The following is a 21,369-nucleotide window of genomic DNA, read 5'->3' as shown; positions in this document are numbered from 1 at the left end:
TGTATAAATTAAAAACCGCCTTTTATAACAAAGGCGGTTTTTAATTTATACAAGCGACTGGCTGGCTTTAGTTATTTAGCCCCTATAGTTTTGCGTCCTACCCTTTCGAATAGTTTTCCAATATTATCTATTTTAGTAGTTCTATTTTTCTATTAAGATAGTACTACAATCAGTTGTTGATGTATAGCGTTCTTCTCTTTGTCGAAATATTAAGTTTTGTAACCGTCACAAAAATCATGCCTTTACGACCTGTTACTATTAACCATTACTGACATTCCGTAATCAAAAGAATCAACTATATTAAGAGAAAGTATGAGAGAGTATATATCAAGTGGGAAAAATAACAAGCAATATTTCTTTCCTGAAGCGCCAAAATATAAATTCAGGTAGTTTACTTGTGTTGATCAATTCATAATAACAACTTCACCGAAACTCACAGAATAAACCATTTCCAAACTATATATTAGGTGACAGAATAAAGTGACAATGAAATTTACTCATGAGTAAAAGATAGAAAAAAGTTTTGTAACTGGGAAAAATATATGTTAATATCGTTTTATTGACCATAAAACCATTTTGGTCACTTTGTTGATGGAGGTGATTTGTTGACTGTTGATCGTAAATCTTTAATTGTTGATGCTGCAACCCGTTCTTTTTCATTATTTGGTTATAAAGCAACGACTATGGACCAAGTAGCCAAACTAGCTAACGTTGGTAAGGGCACAATCTATACTTTTTTTAAAAATAAAGAGGAATTATTTGATGAGATTATTACAAGTCTTATTAAAGAAATGAGGACTACTGCAGAAGCCTCTATGGATTCTAGTTTATCTCTTTATGAAAATGTAAGTCTTGTTTTATTTAAATTGTTGGAATATAGAAAAGAGCACCAATTAACAATAAAATTATTCCAGGAAGAACGGGAAATAGGTACACCTGCAGCATTAGAATTCAAGGCAAAATTGGAAGCAACCATTGTCCATTATATTAAAAAATTGATTCAAAAAGCCATTGATAACAACGAGATTAAACCGTGCAACCCAGAAATCACTGCTTTTGCAATGCTAAAATTATATATAGCTCTAATTTTTGATTGGGAGCAGACACGCAAGCCTTTAGAAAAAGACGAAATCTCGCGCTTATTTGAATTATATTTCTTTGAAGGATTATCAAGATGATAGTCCTTCATTTTTCACTTTTTATGACCATTTGAATTAAACAGTCATATAGTTTCACTGGTCTTACTTAAACACTTAGGGGGAATTACACATGAAAAAATCACTTTTTTTATCTGAATTGAAACAAATACTCACTAGCAAAAAGCTTCTTATCCCGATTATCGCAGTACTTTTCATACCTATATTATATGCAGGTATGTTTCTTTGGTCATTTTGGGATCCGTATGACCATCTACAAGACTTGCCTGTAGCAATTGTTAATGAAGATACTGGTGCTTCCTACGAAGAAGAAAGTTTATCCTTAGGGAATGACTTAATTAATCGATTAAAAGAAAATGATCAGTTTCAATTCCACTTTGTAAATAAAAGTGAAGCCTATACAGATTTAAAAAATCAAAAATATTATATGGTTATAGAAATCCCAAAAGATTTTTCAAGTAATGCAACTACATTGTTAACTGAACAACCCGAATTATTGCAATTAAAATATACACCAAATGAAGGTTTTAATTTTCTATCAGCACAAATTGGTGAATCAGCTATCAATGAAATTAAAGCTGCTATCTCAGGGGAAGTTACGGCCACTTATGCTGAAACGATGTTCAGTAAAATTGGAGAGATGGCAAATGGATTTGAAAACGCAAGTGACGGGTCTAAAAATTTAGAGGATGGAGCAAATAAACTCATTAAAGGTACAAACGAACTAAAGGAAAATCTACATGTGTTAGCATCAAATGCAATTGTCTTTCAAGATGGTGTCAGCCAAGCATATGCCGGTACTGAAGATATAACTAAAGGGATGAGCGAACTTGAAGATGGTATAGAGCAATTAACTATTGCAGGTAATCAACTATTCGGAGCATCAAAAAATATTGAAGAAGGAGCCTCACAGTTAACCGGTGGTATAACACAGACAAACGATGGTCTTAATGAAATAGCAAAAAAGACTCCTGAGTTAATCACAGGTACTACTAAGGTGAAAAGCGGTGTAAGTGAATTACAAAAGCAGCTACCAACACAAATTGCATCCACTATTGGAGAACAATTACAAGAAAACACCCAGCAAATGAAGGCTGGATTAGATGAATTACAAGCTCAACTGAGTCCCCAATTGGCTAATGGGATTGCCAATCAAATTGCTAATCAACAAGCTGAACAATTACAACAACTAGCTGGCGGACTTCAACAAAGTGGCTTGGACGAACAAACAATAAATAACATTGTCAAGCAGATGAAAGAGGCTGCTCCCACTACGGAAGAATTACAGCAAAAGCTATATAATAGTATTGATACCGGTCTCGAAAAAGGATTTGAAACGTATAAATCAGGTGTTAATAAACAGTTAGCAGGAGCAACTGCTGGAATAGAAAAGGATATAGAAAATGCTATTAATCCTAGCTTCAATCAATTATCTAGTGGGGTAGAAACAATTTATCAAGGGGAAGTCTCCTTACAGAACGGAATTAACCAATTAATAGTTGGAACAGACCAACTATATGAAGGTTCAATCCATTTATCAGAGGGGCAAATTAATTATGTCGAAAATATGGAATCTTTTACTGACAAGTTAACCGAAGCAAATAATGGTGTCAGTGAGCTAGCAATTGGCTCTAATCAATTAAACACAGGGATGAAAGATTTATCAAATGGATCCGAACAAATCAACACTGGCGCACACCAACTTGCAGATGGCTCTAATCAGTTAGCAACTGGAAGTGTTGATTTATATAACGGTACCGCTGAATTACACGAAAAGCTCAATGAAGCTGCAAATAAAGCAGGTGCCGTGGAGTCTAATGATAACACCTATGATATGATGGGGAATCCTGTTACCATAAATAAAAAGGAAATCAATCATGTACCTAACTACGGTACTGGATTTGCACCTTATTTTATTTCATTGGGATTATTTGTTGGGGCTTTATTAATTACAATTGTTTATCCTTTAAGAGATCCTGCTATAAAACCGAGAAATGGGTTTTTATGGTTTATTGGTAAATTTGGAGTTATTGGTATTGTAGGAATTATTCAAGCATTGCTAGTAGATATTATTCTACTATTGAGTTTAGGAATTGAAGTACAAAGTATTCCTTTATTTATCTTTGTCTCTATTATTACTAGTCTCACCTTTATGTCTATAATTCAATTTCTTGTTACACTATTCGGAGACCCTGGTCGGTTCATAGCGATTATTATCTTGATTTTACAATTGACTACGAGTGCCGGAACATTTCCACTTGAATTAATTCCAAATGCATTACAACCGATTAGTGCCGCTCTACCTATGACTTATTCAGTTCAAGCATTCAAGGCCGTTATATCTAGTGGAGATTATTCATTCATTTGGCAAAACATAGGTATTTTAGCGGCATATATAGTTGGGGCTATGACATTAACAGTTACTTACCTTGTAGTAAAACATAAAAGAAATACAAATATCAGTTCTCAACAACAAGAAAATGTTTTAGAAGTATAAATATTAAAGAGGGCCCCAACCATAGGTTAGGGCCTTTTTAATCTGCTCGTTACTACTAATTGTGTTATACCTTCTATTATTTTCTTGCATAGCCATTTCATAAAGATAGAATCGTTTGCAACCTATTAAGACCTGTTACTGATGATGAAGTTGTTCGTTATATTGGAAAGAGACTTTGATAAATCGCGTAACCTTAAACCAATCTCATTTGTACCTCGCATCTCTTCGATTTGATACTCACTAGCGGCTAGCATTTGTTCTGAACTTGCCAATGTTTCCTGTGAAACAGATGATAAATTATCTGCTGTTTGCTCAAGCGATGGTAAAACCTCTTCAATTTCTACTAGTTCTTCTTGCATCCCTTGTAGCTTGCAACTAACACCGGAAATTTCATGCATTAAATGATCAAAAGATACTTTAGATTCGTTAGCCATTTTTAAGTTGTTGTTAATTTTGGTTAGCATTTGTTCAAATTCTAGGGTGGCCTCCATTGTTATGTTTTCCATATTCGTAATTGATTTGGTTATTTCTTCTGTTGCAATGGTTGATTGTTCTGCTAATTTCCTTACCTCGTTCGCCACCACTGCAAATCCTTTCCCTGCTTCTCCTGCCCGTGCTGCTTCAATCGATGCATTCAGTGCCAGTAATTTTGTTTGTTCTGCAATCCCTTTTACCAAGCCAACAAGATTGGTAATCGAAAGCGAATTCTCTTTTACATGATTTATGGTTCTGTTCAACCTATCAAAATCCTTCTCGAATTTTTGAATAGTAAGGATTAATTCAGCCATTGTATCCTCGCCACGTTTTGCAGAACCATTCATATTTTCTGAACTGTCAAAAACTATGTTCATGTTTTCCATCATTGTTTCAATTTTGACTTTCATTGTTTTAAAGCTATTGACACTGTCTTCAGAACTGCTAGCCGTTTGTTGCGCACCCATTTTCACAATATTTATTGCAGAAACTAGTTGGTGGCTGGAACTAAGTGTATTTTCAGATGATTGGTTTAGTTCATCACCTGTCGTTTCCAGTTCCTTTGTCGTTTCCTTTAACTCGTAAATCATATTTCTCATTTGATCAATCATCGCGTTATAGCTTGTATGTAATGATACAATTTCTGGAATGGTAGTTGTTAAGGATACGGAATGCTGAAGATTACCCTCACGTACTTCTTTCATCGTACTCCGTAACATATTAAGGGGTTTGGTTACTCTTCCTACAAAAAGAATCGTTAAAAGAGCCGTAATAATAATACTTATAGCAATAACTACTAGTATAAAGTAAGCCATTCGATCAATAGGCCCCATATATGACTTCGTCGGAATTAGAAGTGCATATGTACCATCAATTTCATTCATTTCCTTAAATGATATGGTATAATTCTCACCGTTTATTTCTTCATGAATAATGCCTTCTTTTTCTTCTTTCATTCTATTAATTTGACTATCTGTGAAAGAAGGCATAGATTCTTCGCTTATTTTAAATGCAGTAACCTCGTTATCACTAGTGAGGTAGAAAAATTCAGATTCAATACCATCAGACTCAAGTTTTTCCTGTTGCGATCGAACACTGCCCTCCAGTTGTTGCATAAAATAATCGTCGTCACTAACATAAACAAATTTTAAATTTTCTGCGATATAACCCATTAATTCTGTTTCTCGAACTAACCTATTCTCTATAGAGTCCATTGTCATATCCTTAGCTTTCATATAAGAACTAAACCCAATGATTACAATTGTCACTACTAACAATGAAACAAATAAAACACATAATCGGGTACTCAAACTTAGCTTGCCTAATGCTCTTTCGTACAAACTCCTATCATTACCTAAACTTTCTCCTTGCAGTGTTTTCTCCCTATGTATTTCTTTTTCCAAAATGAATCCCCCCTACAATCACAGACTATTTACCTAATATAGATTGATTATACAGATGTACTATGAAGTGACTGTAAAGTTTTCCATAAATTTATTTTACAAACTATCCGTTTAAATCTATTTGTCCATGTAGATTCATTGTTTAACTGCAGGGTCAGCCGGGAATATATTTTTATAGACCAAATAACACTAATTACTGAAAGGGAGGCGAAACCATGTCTCAGCGAGACCAAGATATTGAGATTGAAAGAAAAGAGAAAAAATCAGATTCTAGTAAGGTAGCAGCCACTTTCATCAAGTATTCAGCCTATGTAATTATCCTTCTTATTATATTGTGGTTCCTAATTGAATATATTTTACCTATGTTCTAAATGATCATCTAAGTAGAGCTACTTTTGGGATTGAAGATATTAAAGTGATAGATTCTTATAAATAAATACTTTAAACGAAAGCAGAACGCATTTATAATGCGTTCTGCTTTTTCTCGAAATAATAATGTCCAAATACTAGATTGCTAAAAACAGAGAGGAATTACCCTCACTTATTTCTAGTTTTAAACTACTTCACGGTCCCAGTGACGGTGAGCTGAAATTGCTTGTATAAAATTAGTTGCAAATTCTTCTGTATCTTCATCAATTACAACACCAGGACTTTTTTCGATATGATCTTGTTTTAGCAATTTCTTCCCTTCTCCAGTAGCACCTAAAGGTTTGAAATGAGAGAAAGCTTCATGAATAAAGTAGCTTGCTTGCTTGTAAAATGCTTTATCCTCTTTGGCATCACTCACTACATACACAGCGTCAAACAACACAGAGTCTGCTGTTAAAAAAGTATGGTCTACTTCCAGTTCTATACCTTCAGAACCTTTTACAATGCCTAATCGACCACTTAGTATCTCTGGTTGGATATTATCAGCTTTCAAACGAGTTAAAACACCTCTTACCTTTTCACCATTAAAATCACTATGAACGATAACAGCAACTTTACGAGTATCAGGTTTTTTCTTCGTATTTTCTTGACTTAATGCAGGTGAGGATTTAGTCACTCCACTATCTTCCCCATTAGGAGTATTAGCTCCGACTGCATATGCAACATTTGTCGCTAATTCCATACTTACATTTCCGAACATATCAACGACTTGTTGCTGAACAGATGCATTCTCCAATTTTCCTAGTTCAAAACTAAATGCATTTGTCATATGGTCTTTTTCTGGCTTACTCATACTGTTCCAAAATAAAGTAGCTTGCGAAAAGTGGTCTTTAAAACTATCACTACGTGCCCGGACCTTATGTCCTTCCATTTTCTCTTGATAATGTTTATATCCACCCTCACTTTCACTTGCCGGTTCCGGTGTGTTAGCAGCAAGGGAGTTATTATGATAACTTACTTGACCTTTGTTAATTGTTTGACGGCCGATTCCATCTCGTTGATTATTATGAAATGGACAAACAGGTCGATTAATCGGTAACTCATGAAAGTTTGGTCCACCAAGGCGAGATAATTGTGTATCTGTGTAAGAAAACAAACGTCCTTGTAACAATGGATCGTTAGAAAAGTCGATGCCTGGTACAACATGACCTGGATGGAACGCAACTTGTTCCGTTTCGGCAAAAACGTTATCCACATTGCGGTTTAACGTCATTTTTCCAATTAATTTTACTGGTATATCCTCTTCAGGCCAAAGTTTTGTAGGATCTAGAATATCAAAATCAAATTTAAATTCATCTTCTTCCGGAAGAATTTGTACTCCTAATTCATACTCGGGATAGTCACCATTTTCGATAGCTTCCCATAAGTCGCGACGGTGAAAATCTGGATCCTTACCATTTAATTTTTGTGCCTCATCCCATACAACAGAGTGTGTACCAAGTACAGGCTTCCAATGGAACTTAACAAAATGAGACTTACCTTCTTCATTAACAAAACGGAAAGTATGTACGCCAAATCCTTCCATCATTCGAAAGCTTCTCGGTATCGCCCTGTCGGACATCGCCCACATGACCATATGTGCAGATTCCTGATTATTGGCAACAAAATCCCAAAACGTATCATGTGCTGATGCTGCTTGAGGTATCTCATTATGTGGTTCTGGTTTTAATGCATGTACCAAATCAGGAAATTTTATGGCATCTTGAATAAAAAATACAGGGATATTATTCCCGACCAAGTCATAATTTCCTTCTTCTGTGTAAAATTTAGTAGAGAATCCACGTGCATCCCTAGCTAATTCCCCAGATCCGCGTGAACCAGCAACTGTAGAAAATCGAACAAACACGGGTGTTTTTTTCTCAGGATTCTGTAGAAACCCTGCTTTCGTATATTCTTTCATTGACTCGTACACTTCGAACTCCCCATGAGCTGCAAAACCACGTGCATGGACGATACGTTCAGGGATACGCTCATGGTCAAAATGTGTCATTTTTTCTCTGAAATGAAAGTCTTCCATTAATGTAGGGCCTCGCGTACCAGCTTTTAAAGAAAATTCATCTTCTGATACTTTTAAACCTTGATTCGTTGTTAGCTTTTTTCCTTGATCATCTCTTGTATGTTCTTTTAATTGCTCCTGTTTACTGTTAGTCTGATTACGCTCATCACTCATTTAATCTCCTCCTTATACATAATATGTAAAACTATCTATAATTAGTTACTACCCGAATTCAATTGTAATAAACATTATTTTATAATTATTATAAATTAGGCAGAGCGAACCCTACGTTTATATATATCACTCACTTTCCATGGAAAGTGAGTGATATAAAACTATAGCTTTTTAGTATAATTGTAAATTTTTCAAAAAATTTCTTTTACAAACTAATTGCTATTTTCTTTACAGACTGTTAATATAAAAAACATCAATTGGGAAGCTAATATTCAAAAGTTTTCAAGAGTCTTTCCAAGCAGATAATTTTGACCACTTCCATCCTGGAAGTTAAGGCAGCGGTTCGCCGGGTCAAACGCCGATTGGCAACTTTAGTTGCCTTATTGATTGAGTTAAAAGCTCAAATTTTATAAGTTGGTTACTTTACAACCAGTGCATACGCACACAACTTGTGAAACGGTCAATAAGAGTGGTAAAAGTAATTATTTGCTATTTAGACTCTGATCCCTGAAGATGTATTTGAATATTAATAGGCTCTTATACAATGAAGTTATATCCTTGTCTTTTTTTTGAGGATATACATGTGCTTTTTTAATATTAAATATACTCAGCAAGTGTAGTGCGTACTTATGCATTGCACTTGCTTTTTTGTTGTTTAAAACTTTATGGTGGTTGTAACAAAGATAGAATTACTTTTAAAAATTAGTATAGTTAGGAGATAGTAGAATGGGAAAAGCACTTATTATCGGTTGTGGTGGTGTAGCATCTGTAGCTATCCACAAATGTGTACAAAATAGTGATGTATTTGAAGAGATTTGTATCGCAAGTCGTACAAAATCAAAATGCGATGACCTGAAAGCTAAATTGGACGGTGGTAAAACAAAAATTTCAACAGCACAAGTCGATGCTAACAATGTGGACGAGCTGATTGCTTTAATCGATGAGGTAAAGCCAGATATCGTGATGAACTTAGCTTTACCATATCAGGATTTAACAATCATGGATGCTTGCCTGGCAACAAAAACACACTATATGGATACTGCAAACTATGAGCCAGAGGATACAGCGAAATTTGAGTACAAATGGCAATGGGACTATCGCGAACGCTTTGAAAAGGCTGGTATTACTGCACTTTTAGGTAGTGGTTTTGACCCAGGTGTTACAGGCGTTTTTTCTGCACATGCCTTGAAGCATCATTTTGATGAAATTGAATATATCGATATCCTTGACTGTAATGCAGGTGATCACGGCTATCCGTTTGCAACGAACTTCAACCCTGAGATTAACATTCGTGAAGTTTCCGCTAACGGTAGATATTGGGAAAATGGCGAATGGATTGAAACACAGCCTATGGAAATCAAGCGCGAATATAACTTCCCTGAAGTTGGCGAAAAAGACATGTATTTGCTTTACCATGAAGAACTTGAATCGCTTGCTGTGAACATCCCAGGAATTAAGCGGATTCGTTTCTTTATGACATTTGGTGAAAGCTATCTTACACACCTTAAGGCTCTTGAAAATGTAGGAATGACTTCAATCGAGCCAATTGAATACGAAGGAAAGCAAATCATTCCACTTCAATTCCTTAAAGCAGTATTACCAGACCCAGCTTCCCTTGGACCACGTACAAAAGGGAAAACAAACATTGGTTGTATCTTCAAGGGGAAAAAAGACGGCAAAGAAAAAACGTATTACGTGTACAATGTTTGTGACCATGAAGCTTGCTTCAAAGAAGTTGGTTCACAAGCGGTTTCTTATACGACTGGCGTACCTGCGATGATCGGTGCCATGATGATTATGACTGGTAAATGGAATAAAGCTGGCGTTTTCAATATTGAGGAATTTGATCCAGACCCATTTATGGAAGCTCTTAACGAGTGGGGACTTCCTTGGCAAGAAGACCATAATCCAGAGTTAGTTGATAATGTGCAGATTAAAGAAACGGAGTACTCGCGTTAAGATGCGCTTTGACGAGTTACCAACACCGTGTTATGTAGTCGATGAAGCATTACTAGAAAAAAACCTTAAAATCCTAAGTGGTGTCATGGAGCGCACAGGAGCAAAAATTATTTTGGCACAAAAAGCTTTTTCTATGACCGCAATGTATCCGCTAATCGGAGAATACCTAGCTGGTACAACAGCCAGCGGATTATACGAGGCACGTCTAGGTCACGAAGAAATGGGCAAAGAAAATCACGTCTTTGCTCCTGCCTATCGTGAAGATGAAATCGACGAAATTATATCTATTTGTGACCATATTATCTTTAATTCCTTTTCACAACTCGAAAGGTTTAAAGATAAAGCACTGCAAGCTGGTAAAAAGGTTGGTTTGCGCATTAATCCAGAATGCTCCACACAAGATGGACACGAGATTTATGATCCATGTTCACCTGGTTCTAGATTCGGTGTAACAAGCGCAGATTTTCATTCCGATTTACTCGAAGGTATTTCAGGACTCCACTTCCATACGCTTTGCCAGCAAAACTCGGACGATTTGGAGACAACGCTACATGCTGTTGAAGAAAAGTTTGGTGAATGGCTGCCCCAAATGGAATGGATTAACTTTGGTGGAGGACACCATATTACAAGAGAAGATTATGATATTCCAAGACTCGAAGCTTGTATCAAACGAATGCAGGAGACTTACGGTTTAGAAGTTTATATCGAACCGGGAGAAGCCGTTGCACTGAATGCAGGATATATGATCACATCTGTACTGGACCTCCATAAAAATGGCATCGACATTGCTATTCTAGATACGTCAGCAACGTGTCATATGCCTGATGTGTTAGAAATGCCCTACCGTCCTCCATTACTTGGGTCAGGAGAAGCAGGCGAAAAAAACTATACGTATCGACTTGGTGGACAAACGTGTCTAACAGGTGATGTGATTGGAGATTATTCGTTTGACGAACCTCTTAAAAGTGGCGATAGGTTAGTCTTTGGAGATATGGCAATTTACTCGATGGTTAAAACGAACACGTTTAATGGAATGCCATTACCAGCTATTGCTATACAACATAAAGATGGGGATTGTAAAGTTGTTCGTGAGTTTGGATATGAGGAGTTTAAAGTTAGATTAGCTTAAAAAAAAAACACACTCCCAGTAATGCAGTGGACAATACTCGCTTCATTTTACGAAGCATGGTATTGTCCACTCTTTTTTTATGTGAAAATTGCTATTAAAATTGAAATAATAAAGTAAGCCAGAAAACCAAGTACGAAATAGAGTTATCTCATTCCTCTATTAAAAGAGGTTCATAATCTCTATTTTTTAAATATTCTCTATTATACTATTCAATTAACTTCTGATACTTACCGATGACAGCTTCTGTCAAAATTCCTTTTTCATAAAAATGATTGATGTAAACATACAACATCATTTCGTTATCTTCCGTTATTTCCATGTTCCATAATACCCGATTAGTGATGTCAGCAAGTTCTTCTGGATTCGCATACATCGTGTTCCATGCGCGCACCTGCAGTTCTAATTCATCACTTCTTGTTGCCATCTCTAGCTGTTCTGTTGGAACCGGCTCATTTAAGCTTGCATACGGGTCTTCAAAAACATCTGTATAAATAAAGGAAAGTGGATTATTTTCCTCTAAATCATAGTTATATTGTTCGTCCCCTACCGTGACAACTATCTCACTTTTCCCAATCATAACCTTGCCATTTTCTAATTGAATACCACCAGTAAATGATTGAATGACGGCAGTTACATGTGGCGTGATAAACCAATAATGCTGGTCTTTATTTAGCTGATCAACGTATTCCTCTAATGATGTCTGTTCCAACTTATCTTCATCTCGCAATTTCACATAAAAACCTGGATGATAATAATACGTAGCATCCAATTTCTTCATTGTAATTGTCCACTCCGCTTCTGGACATTCAAATAACACTCTGAAAGCAAATCCTTCGTCTGTTTTTTGTAATTCGTAATAAATGAACCATTGTCCCTGAACGAGTGGTTGATCCGTCTCTTCCCATACAATATTTCTAAACACGAAATGAATTAGTGATTTTGATGAAAATCCATCATCTGTATTTACATAAAGATGAAGGGTATCCCCGTCTCGTATGATTCGTTGGATCGTTGAGTCATGAAGACTTTCCTCAAAGACATCCTTTACGCTAGTCGGTAAATAAGGAAGAGCTTTCATGGTTTGATCGTTTGCAGCGTCTAAGATTTTTTCAAATGCTTTGTCCGCTTCTCTCATCCATTCAAGATAATCTTCCCGTACAGCTTTTGGTAGTGTCGGTTTATTTAGAGTGCCATTTTCAATATAAGGAAAAAAACGATGTGGCAAGATACGAAGCAGTTCCTCTCTTACTTCTTCAAGCTCCTCGTTTAAGTTGCTATAAAGATCCTCTCCATCTTCTTTAGCTTCACGGAATACCATTTCCCATTCTTCGTCTGACTCATAAATCGGAAAAAAGTTACATTCATTAAATTTCACTTTCGCCTCTTTTGATATATGCCACATGGATTCATCCCCCAGTTTTTCTGCCACTAATTCGCTTCTTTGTCGATCCTTATATCCTCTTGTCGCTTAAGATACCAATCCTGAATTACCCTTGCATAGGTTAACGGAATATCATTAATTATTTCTATATGTGCTGGAACAGACCGATTTATCGTACTAACGGAGGCAACTTGAAAATGTTTTTGTAATCTTGTTTGGGAATAGGACATCTCAATCACATTTTTTCTTTTTGTGATAAACATTCGACTTGTTATTCCTCCGTGCCACCATTGAACCTGATCTGAGGTAACCGCATATCTTGTATGCAGATAATCAAGGATCCTGTTCAACACAATGATGCATAACAATCCAAGGCTTAAGATCCACCAAGCCTGGTCTATTTGCAAAAAGTCAGGCTTAAAATAAAATAAACCAATTGTAGCCAATATCCATAACCAGCTCGGCCTTAACAATTTTATCCATAATGATTTTCGGGGCAATCTAGCCAACTCTACATCTAGCTGATATACCGGAAGTAAGTCCTCGATTAACTGATATGCCTTTTCAATCGGTAAAAAGGGATAAAGGGAGTTCACATTCACTGCACCATTCTCCATATTTGGATTAGCAGTACTAATTAGTTTCACTTCTGCTAGACCAAAGATTCGCCTTATCCATGTTTGGTTAATTTCCAATCCCTGCACTTTCCTCTTTTCAATTGAAAAATAACTTTCATCCAATACGCCTCTATCAATATAGATATAAGTAGCATCGGAAGAAATTTCATACTTGCCATAGCGGATAAATGTTCTTACCATACCAAAAACAACAGCCACTATGACCGCCAATACAATAATCCCCAAGAAAAGCCATGCATTCGCAAGTAAACGTTGGAACAATCCCTCCACCTGATCTGTCTCCGGTAAAAATGGCTCGAAATAATCGTAAGCCCCACCAATAAACGGAAGGATCGCTAGGAAACTTAAAGAGGTAAAGCTTGCCTTCCATAAATCTTTCCGCATTGGTGTAAAATGAATGGTTCTATCTTTTTCTTGTTTATCAGCATATTCATCAACCGATTCATCCAATGGTTTTGCTTCTTTATGCACCTCGTCTGGTATCGTTGTTTCACCTGGTTTCACTAAGTCAAGCAAATAGTTAGCATGTTTTTTGGTTAAAACTTCAAAGTGAATGGCATCATCTTCCCCGTCCATCGCAGTTTCAAATGTTAGGGAAGTGTGACCAAAAATTTTATGAATAATGCCAGTTTTCCTTGTTACATTTTGAATCTTGGAAAAAGGGATCGTGCTCGTATGCTTCACAAATATCCCCTTATGTAAATGAAACGTTCGACCTTCCCATTCGTATCTTTCAAAAATCCATGCAATCACAATATAAACGAGCCGCCATACGAACATAAATACAAAGGCATAGCGTCCATATTCGTAGAGCCAGAATTCCGAATTTCTTTGAAAAACAAACAAAATTAAGGCAAATAATAAACTGTTTTTCACTAAATGATAGATTTTAAAAACCATTGTTAATGGATGATACCTCATTATTCATCCACTTCCTTTAGTTTTGCATACTCTGCTAATACTTCCCTTAACTGAAGCGCTATTTGTTGTTCTAATGCAGGAATTACATGGGAAGACCCCATTGTTTCTACTTTAATTGATCGGGTATTATAGCGTTTCATAATCGGTCCCTGACTGGTAGAAACTGACTGGATTTTTGTCATTGGAACGGTCACCCACTCCTTTTTCAAAATACCATAGCTTAATTGAAGGTATTCATCATCAAACTGATAGCTCCAGCTTCGGTAAAGCAACACAGGTTCAGCAATGGACCAAATTACGCCCAATATACTGAGTGCAACCAAACCAATCAGTATCCAAAAAACCCATGTTGGCCAACCAAAATAGTCATTCACCCAAAACAATACTCCTAGTACCGCGAAGACAATAATATTACTTATAGCTTCAGTAATCCATTTTATGGTTGGAAAAGAAGGAGATAAGCTATGTTCTAGTTTTATATCATGCATAAACAACAAGCTCCTTAGTTAGATTGTTTAATAAATTAATAGAATTACGGTTCGTTGAATAAAAAAGTTTCAATAATTGGATAATATATACATTTACACATACTGAAAGTCGTCAATCATTGTAAGAATAAAGCTAATCTCGTTAAAATTCACCCTTTCCCACTTTCTGTTATTTTTATATACCAAAGTATAATCGTTAATGATGAAAAATGTCTCTATACTTTTAATGTAACTACAAACATTACGTAAGAGAAGGGTTGTTAACAAAATGATTAGAAATTTATTTTTGATAGTTATTCTAGTTGCAATAGTTGGTTGTTCAGAACAAAACGATTTATCTTTTGAAGAAGTAGTTAAAAAGGAAAGAATTGAGGTTGGCGGTGTTGATGGGGTAAACATAATCGACCTGGTAGCGAATGACGAATATGGCATAGCGTTTCACACCACCTATAAAGGTAGTGAGGAAAACCAATCCCCTCCTAGTTTAGGCTATTTCGAGAAAATAGACAATAAATGGGAGCGTGTCAGTGGAACAACGTGTGAAAAAGAGTGGCAAGTTTTAGGTGGAGAAGGTAACGCTACATATTGTGGTATTGTTCCTGATGGTTATGAAAGGATTTTTGTGAACGAGGAAGAGGCAAATGTATTTCAAATTAATGAAAAACTTAAAGCATGGTATTTAGTTACCGATAATCCTGAGTACTCTATTAAGGCAGTGGCGAAAGATGGACACGAAGATAATTTAAGAGATTAGTATATTCATTTTAAAAGAGGGGCTTTCTAACTGATTAATTAATCGATTAGAAACCCTTCTTAACTTATTGACGCTAAAAGACGTAAGAAAAACGAAGGGCGACTTGCGAGATATCTCTGAATTTTTTTCTTATCTTTAAAAATCATGCTTCAAATGAGCGCCTTTCACAAGGAGTTGTTATTTACTAGACACGCTGCTATTAATTGCCAAATGGGCTTTGAAAATTTCTGCTGCTGAAGGTAACGAGTCCTTCGATGGCCAGCTTTGCGGCTCCCAGATACCAGAAAATTTTAACGCTCTAGGGCAATGGATAAAGCATTCCTCTACCTCAACTAGAATTCCAAGTGGCGGAACTTTACCGTTTAGCTCAAGCTTTTCTAAGACTTCATGACCGTAAATAACCGTCGCCTGTCCATTTACTCGAAGCACTTCCTTCATTCCTGGAATCAGAAATAACAAACCAACATGTGGGTTTTCCATAATATTGCACAGCGTGTCAACACGTCGATTACCCGGACGTTCTGGGATAACGAGTTGCTTTTGATTAGCGACATGAACAAAGCCAAGGTGGTCGCCTCTTGGAGATGTGTCACACTGCCCCTTTTCATTCGAAGTGGCAATCATAACCATAGGCGATTGTGCAATAAAGTATCTCGCCTTATCATCCACTATCCCTACATTCTTCTTAACGACTGCTTCATGTGGTGTACCTACCTTCTCTCTTAATTCCTGTACCGATTGAAATCCATGGTTTCCTACGTCGATTCGTTTCATCCGTACACCTCCTTGGTGAAAACGCTTGAGGCCATTCATTATGAATACCTCACTTTTTCCTACTAATCATTTAAAAATTTCCATTTAAATTTACGAGCTTCCGGAGCCATGTTTTAATCTTACCATTAGCCACATGGTAACCTTTAAGATTGATGTTGTAGCCATCCAGTTATTCCGTAAATCTGGATGAATAAGCAGTGTACATCGATGATTTACTTGACTATTACTTAATTGCAAACTAATATCTTGAACTATTCACTCTTTGTATGATAATCAATCTCATTCATATTTAAATTGGGTCTATTATAGTTTATCTAATCTCAAAGTACAATCGTCCCCTGTCAATCCTGTGCTCCATTTTTGAGAACTATAATAACAAGTAAGTGTACAATTTGTGATTTTATAATATATTTTGGAGGTAGCTAGAATGCGCATCTGCGGACCAATGGTTCCTAATGATTATTGCACATTGTAAAACAACCACTATCCGTACACATCATAATTTTGTATTGACAAATCCGAAAACCGTATATATCATTTATAATAATGATAATCATTATCACTTGAATTCAAAAATCAACTTTTTCCCTACTGCTGACCTCCGAGTTTATAATCAGCAACAAGATAAAACTCTCGTGTACACAGAGCATGCTCCTGAACTAATCGTTATTGGAGCAAAAAACAAAAGTAACTTATATTAAAAATTTTTGTGAGTTTACTAGATAAAGTTATTCAGCACTTTTTTAATACAATACATAATAAGGATGGATATGCAAATGAATACAAAACAAAAAAAAATAATAACAACTTTTTTTATCTCAGCTATGAGCATGATACTACTATTTGGTTGTTCAGCTGAGGAATCCAATTCAACACCAGATTCAACTGAAACGGAGAGCGCTTCTGCAAGTTCCGGAGAGACTGAAACAACTAATTCCGAAGAAGAGAACGTTGAATATCCGATTGTGATTGAACATGCTTTTGGCGAAACTGAAATTGAAAGCAAGCCTGAACGAGTTGCTACCATTCAATGGGCGAATCATGACGTTGCTCTTGCGCTTGGCGTTGTACCTGTAGGATTCTCAGCGGCAAACTACGGTGTACAAGATGACAGCGGAATGTTACCTTGGACAGCTGAAAAATTGAAAGAACTAGGCGTAGAGGATCCTAATATTTATCAAGATACAGACGGTCTTGATTTTGAGGCAATTTCCGATTCAAATCCAGATGTGATTCTTGCAGCATACTCCGGTATTACACAGGAGGACTATGATATTCTTAGTCAAATCGCTCCGGTTGTAGCTTATGAAAACAGTCCTTGGGTAACCACATGGCGTGAACAGGTTATAAATAATGCAACAGGAATGGGTATGAAAGAGGAAGGCGAACAACTAATTAAGGACACGGAGAAACTAATTGAAGAGAAAGCAAGCGAATATCCTGAGATGGAAGGTATAAAAGTTGCCTTTGCCAATTTCTCGGCTGAAGATATGTCTCAAATACATGTGTACACACCAGCAGACCCTCGTGGTGAATTCTTGACCGAGTTAGGAATGGAATATCCTGAAAGCGTAAAGAGTGCGATTACCGATCCAGACAGCTTCGTCTTGACATTAAGCGCGGAGAACGCCGACGTTCTTAACGATGCAGATATACTCATTGGCTATGGTGATGATAGCTTATATGAAGCAGTTAAAGAAGATCCGCTGCTTGGTAAAATACCAGCAATCGAAAGAGGTTCTGTTGTATTTATTGGTAACAACACACCTTTAGCAGCAGCTGGAAACCCAAATCCACTTGCTATTGCTTATACCATTGATGATTACCTAGAATTAATTGCAGGAGCTATTGAAAAGGTAGATGAATAGTTTATCAGATTTAAATAACAGCCGGCTACATCCACATATTCCGAAGCATTTTTTTACGGTAATAGTGATTTGTTTTGGTCTGCTGGTCTTAAGCGTAATTGCATCTTTAGTATTGGGCTCTCGTCCGGTGAGTTTTAATGAACTAATAGCTGGATTATTCCACCAAAATGCAGATTCTTACGGGGCAAGTGTGGTACGTAAGAGGATTTCACGAACTGTTTTCAGTTTATTCTGCGGTGCTGCACTTGGCATTTCTGGAGCACTGATGCAAGCGGTCACTCGTAACCCAATTGCAGATCCTAGTATACTTGGAGTGAACACGGGGGCATCCTTGTTTGTGGTAAGCGGGATTGCATTCTTAAACATAAACACTGCATACCAATATATATGGTTTGCTTTAGCCGGGGCAATGATTACCGCTGTTTTCGTATTTGGGATTGGCTCTATGGGGCGTGGCGGTGCTACGCCCCTTAAGCTTGTTTTGGCAGGAGCCGCCACAAGCGCTGCCCTTTCTTCTCTGGTCATCGCAATCATGATTCCACGCTCCTATGTCATGGATCAATTCAGGTTTTGGCAAGTAGGCAGCGTTGGTGCAGCAAACTGGAGTTCTATTTCTACTTTTATCCCGTTTCTCATCATTGGAATATTGTTAGGTATTATTTCTACCACGGCACTCAATGCGTTAGCACTTGGAGATGAGGTTGCGAAAGGTCTAGGTGTTCGAACAGGAATACTGCGACTTGTTGCCGCACTTGCAGCTGTTCTTTTGTGTGGGGCAACTACTGCACTGGCAGGACCAATTGGTTTTATAGGTCTGTTATCAACGCATCTCATACGCCTTATTCTTGGACCAGATCTGCGTTATATTATACCGATGTCAGCTTTTGCCGGGGCGATTATCTTAACTATATCAGATGTATGCGGAAGACTTATCGGTAGCCCCGGAGAGCTTGAAGTTGGTGTTGTTACAGCATTTATTGGAGCTCCAATACTAATCATACTTGCTAGAAAAGCGAAAGTGAGTTCATTATGAAGAGTAAATCTATTGAATTTATTATGGAGGGGAGACGTCAAAGACGTCGCCGGTGGATAATTGTTACAAGTTCACTGACTGCATTTTTAATTATAGTGTGCTGTGCGATGCTTTTATTAGGTAACACCATTTATCCGGTAATAGATGTAATCCGAGCACTTTTGGGAGAACAAATCAGTGGCGTGTCTTTTGCAATTAATACCATACGTTTACCGAGAATGCTGGCCGGACTCTTTGCAGGTTTTGCCTTTGGAATTGGCGGAAACACCTTCCAAACGATGTTGCGTAACCCACTTGCAAACCCGAATGTTATTGGAATTACGACTGGCTCAAGCGCAGCGGCTGTTTTTTGCATCGTCATCCTTCATACAAGTGATACGATTGTTTCTGTTGCTTCTGTCGGTGCAGGTCTTGCTACAGTCGTATTCATTTATCTATTTTCTAAGGGGAAGTCCTTTTCAATCGGCCGATTAATCTTAGTCGGAATTGGCATACAGGCCATGCTTAACGCCTTGATATCCTATATTCTACTAGTTGGTGCACAACAAGATCTTCCTGCAGCGCTCAGATGGCTTAGTGGTAGCCTCAATGGCTCTCAAATGCACGAACTTCCTTCTCTTATTATAACGGTATTAGTCTTTGCACCTATTATTATACTGCTTGGAAAAAATCTAAGCATATTGGAGCTTGGGGAACAATCAGCCACCTCTCTAGGAGTCAATACCGACAAGACTAGAATTGTTCTTATCTTGTGTTCCGTCTGCATTATTGCCTTGGCTACAGCCATCACTGGGCCAATCGCATTTGTAGCTTTCCTTTCGGGACCAATCGCGAAAAGATTAGTTGGGGTAGGTTTTTCTAATATAATCCCTGCGGGTCTTGTTGGCGCAAATTTGGTCTTAGCTTCAGATCTAATTGGACAATTTGCTTTTGAGGTTAGATACCCTGTGGGCATTATCACCGGAATAATCGGAGCACCATATCTGATCTATTTGCTAATCCGAATGAATCGAAAGGGAGAATTATAATGAAACCGAAACATATTTTTAAAGCTGAACAAATCGTCGCAGGCTATGATGATAAAACAGTTATCCATGAAATAAGTTTGGCCATCCCAAGTAACAAAATAAACGTAATCATTGGAGCAAATGCCTGCGGTAAATCTACGCTTCTCAAGACAATGGCGAGACTCATTAATCCAATATCTGGAAAAGTTACACTTGATGGAACACCGATTAACAAGATTCCACCAAAACAATTGGCACGAGTTCTAGGACTTCTTCCACAATCACCCATTGTCCCTGAAGGAATAACTGTAGCTGATTTAGTAGGTCGAGGAAGGTTTCCACACCAATCCCTGTTTAGAGGATGGACAAAAAACGATTATGAGGCAGTTGCCGAAGCTATGGAAATTATGAATATTACGGAGCTTGCCAATCATCACATTGACGAGCTTTCAGGTGGTCAAAGACAGCGCGTTTGGATTGCTATGGCTCTGGCGCAACAAACTGACATTTTATTTTTAGACGAACCGACAACCTTTTTAGATATTACCTATCAAGTTGAAATTCTTGACATGCTTACAGACCTTAACCGAAAATACGGAACAACGATTGTCATGGTTTTACATGACATTAACTTATCGGCGCGTTATGCTGACAATATTTTTGCTCTTCATAAAGGAAAACTTGTGGCTGAGGGAGAGCCTTCAAAAGTTATTACTAGTACTTTAATTGAAAATATTTTTGGACTTCATTGCACGGTAGTAGAAGATCCCATTTCGGGCTCTCCATCTGTGGTACCAATAGGGCGATACCATGTTAACAATCGCTAATCCTCTTGCGCGACAGCCTTCCCCCAAGGGTGGCGATACAATAAAGATGCTATTTCTGAAGCTGTAAAATTAGTGAATTTAGTTAACAAAGAAAATTTTCACAGAATACTCAGCATCAGAAATTTACTACTCTAGGAATAGTTATTAATGCTAATGTCTTTCCGTTTAATAGGAATATGGTTTCATATCATTCCGGAGAACTGGGCTTATCCAACGGTTTTTAGCCATTTACAAGTGTGTGAACAAGATTTTAATCTCATTGCAAAACAAAAGCTATTTAGAAAAAACCGGGCAAAAGCCGCCCGTTCCTTTTGGTGAAGATTAGATTTTCTATTTGACGCCTCATACCACGAAAGTCTGTATAGTGAGCAGCAAGTACAGTTCACCACCGCAAACCTCATAATTTAAACAATGTTAATTAACCGGTTTCTGCTTTTATTTAAATAGAACTAGTAATATG

Annotated in this window: 16 protein-coding genes and 1 riboswitch; of the genes, 10 read left to right on the top strand and 6 right to left on the bottom strand. The window is 37.2% G+C overall.

Annotation, left to right across the window (positions count from 1 at the left end):
* Nucleotides 1-49: 49 nt before the first annotated feature.
* Nucleotides 50-129, bottom strand: a riboswitch (cyclic di-GMP riboswitch).
* Nucleotides 130-605: 476 nt separating this feature from the next.
* Nucleotides 606-1,178, top strand: coding sequence for a TetR/AcrR family transcriptional regulator (locus QQS35_RS11065; RefSeq protein ID WP_285932161.1), 573 nt, complete (start codon nucleotides 606-608; stop codon nucleotides 1,176-1,178).
* Nucleotides 1,179-1,269: 91 nt separating this feature from the next.
* Entirely contained in the window at nucleotides 1,270-3,654 is a 2,385-nt protein-coding gene (locus QQS35_RS11060) for a YhgE/Pip domain-containing protein (RefSeq protein ID WP_285932160.1), read from the top strand.
* A 125-nt stretch (nucleotides 3,655-3,779) separates the two neighbouring features.
* Here QQS35_RS11060 and QQS35_RS11055 read toward each other — a convergent pair whose 3' ends face one another.
* Nucleotides 3,780-5,531 (bottom strand): methyl-accepting chemotaxis protein, encoded by a 1,752-nt coding sequence (locus QQS35_RS11055; RefSeq protein WP_285932159.1) that lies wholly within the window; start codon nucleotides 5,529-5,531, stop codon nucleotides 3,780-3,782.
* Nucleotides 5,532-5,746: 215 nt separating this feature from the next.
* Between QQS35_RS11055 and QQS35_RS11050 the strand changes: the two genes are divergently transcribed.
* Nucleotides 5,747-5,902 (top strand): hypothetical protein, encoded by a 156-nt coding sequence (locus QQS35_RS11050; protein ID WP_285932158.1) that lies wholly within the window; start codon nucleotides 5,747-5,749, stop codon nucleotides 5,900-5,902.
* A gap of 182 nt (nucleotides 5,903-6,084) precedes the next feature.
* On the opposite strand, the gene QQS35_RS11045 is transcribed toward QQS35_RS11050, so the two are convergent.
* Nucleotides 6,085-8,130 (bottom strand): catalase, encoded by a 2,046-nt coding sequence (locus tag QQS35_RS11045; RefSeq protein ID WP_285932157.1) that lies wholly within the window; start codon nucleotides 8,128-8,130, stop codon nucleotides 6,085-6,087.
* A gap of 726 nt (nucleotides 8,131-8,856) precedes the next feature.
* On the opposite strand from QQS35_RS11045, the gene QQS35_RS11040 reads away from it, so the two are divergent.
* Together QQS35_RS11040 and nspC are read left to right on the top strand one after the other, a co-directional pair.
* Entirely contained in the window at nucleotides 8,857-10,089 is a 1,233-nt protein-coding gene (locus tag QQS35_RS11040) for a saccharopine dehydrogenase family protein (protein ID WP_285932156.1), read from the top strand.
* Nucleotide 10,090: 1 nt separating this feature from the next.
* Nucleotides 10,091-11,218: a carboxynorspermidine decarboxylase gene (gene nspC / locus QQS35_RS11035; protein WP_285932155.1), complete on the top strand. Its 1,128-nt coding sequence runs from the start codon at nucleotides 10,091-10,093 to the stop codon at nucleotides 11,216-11,218.
* Nucleotides 11,219-11,423: 205 nt separating this feature from the next.
* On the opposite strand, the gene QQS35_RS11030 is transcribed toward nspC, so the two are convergent.
* The 3 genes from QQS35_RS11030 to QQS35_RS11020 are packed head-to-tail and all read right to left on the bottom strand — an operon-like array spanning nucleotide 11,424 to nucleotide 14,646.
* Nucleotides 11,424-12,620 carry a DUF4085 family protein gene (locus QQS35_RS11030; protein WP_285932153.1) on the bottom strand — a complete coding sequence of 399 codons (1,197 nt, stop codon included), beginning with the start codon at nucleotides 12,618-12,620 and terminating at the stop codon, nucleotides 11,424-11,426.
* Between the two features lie 26 nt (nucleotides 12,621-12,646).
* Complete coding sequence (locus tag QQS35_RS11025; protein WP_285932152.1) at nucleotides 12,647-14,158, bottom strand: PH domain-containing protein; 1,512 nt, start codon at nucleotides 14,156-14,158, stop codon at nucleotides 12,647-12,649.
* Nucleotides 14,158-14,646: a PH domain-containing protein gene (locus QQS35_RS11020; RefSeq protein ID WP_285932151.1), complete on the bottom strand. Its 489-nt coding sequence runs from the start codon at nucleotides 14,644-14,646 to the stop codon at nucleotides 14,158-14,160. The genes QQS35_RS11025 and QQS35_RS11020 overlap by 1 nt, the downstream gene beginning before the upstream one ends.
* A 268-nt stretch (nucleotides 14,647-14,914) precedes the next feature.
* On the opposite strand from QQS35_RS11020, the gene QQS35_RS11015 reads away from it, so the two are divergent.
* Nucleotides 14,915-15,400, top strand: a complete 486-nt coding sequence (locus tag QQS35_RS11015; protein ID WP_285932150.1) for a hypothetical protein — start codon at nucleotides 14,915-14,917, stop codon at nucleotides 15,398-15,400.
* A gap of 177 nt (nucleotides 15,401-15,577) precedes the next feature.
* Here QQS35_RS11015 and QQS35_RS11010 read toward each other — a convergent pair whose 3' ends face one another.
* Nucleotides 15,578-16,174 carry an MSMEG_1061 family FMN-dependent PPOX-type flavoprotein gene (locus QQS35_RS11010; RefSeq protein ID WP_285932149.1) on the bottom strand — a complete coding sequence of 199 codons (597 nt, stop codon included), beginning with the start codon at nucleotides 16,172-16,174 and terminating at the stop codon, nucleotides 15,578-15,580.
* Between the two features lie 776 nt (nucleotides 16,175-16,950).
* On the opposite strand from QQS35_RS11010, the gene QQS35_RS11005 reads away from it, so the two are divergent.
* Genes QQS35_RS11005 through QQS35_RS10990 form a run of 4 tightly spaced genes read left to right on the top strand, consistent with a single transcriptional unit; the run spans nucleotide 16,951 to nucleotide 20,909 of the window.
* Nucleotides 16,951-18,042 (top strand): iron-siderophore ABC transporter substrate-binding protein, encoded by a 1,092-nt coding sequence (locus QQS35_RS11005; protein WP_285932148.1) that lies wholly within the window; start codon nucleotides 16,951-16,953, stop codon nucleotides 18,040-18,042.
* Nucleotides 18,035-19,075: a FecCD family ABC transporter permease gene (locus tag QQS35_RS11000; protein ID WP_285932147.1), complete on the top strand. Its 1,041-nt coding sequence runs from the start codon at nucleotides 18,035-18,037 to the stop codon at nucleotides 19,073-19,075. The genes QQS35_RS11005 and QQS35_RS11000 overlap by 8 nt, the downstream gene beginning before the upstream one ends.
* The gene (locus tag QQS35_RS10995) at nucleotides 19,072-20,103 is read left to right on the top strand and encodes a FecCD family ABC transporter permease (RefSeq protein ID WP_285932145.1); all 1,032 of its coding nucleotides are present in this window, start codon (nucleotides 19,072-19,074) and stop codon (nucleotides 20,101-20,103) included. Before QQS35_RS11000 ends, QQS35_RS10995 begins: the two co-directional genes overlap by 4 nt.
* Complete coding sequence (locus QQS35_RS10990) at nucleotides 20,103-20,909, top strand: ABC transporter ATP-binding protein (protein WP_285932143.1); 807 nt, start codon at nucleotides 20,103-20,105, stop codon at nucleotides 20,907-20,909. Before QQS35_RS10995 ends, QQS35_RS10990 begins: the two co-directional genes overlap by 1 nt.
* Nucleotides 20,910-21,369: the final 460 nt, after the last annotated feature.

Origin of the sequence: Aquibacillus rhizosphaerae, from assembly GCF_030282825.1 — a bacterium.
Classification (GTDB): domain Bacteria; phylum Bacillota; class Bacilli; order Bacillales; family Amphibacillaceae; genus Aquibacillus_C; species Aquibacillus_C rhizosphaerae.
The sequence above is the reverse complement of the archived record's forward strand: the minus strand, read 5'-3'. Positions and strand labels throughout refer to the sequence as shown.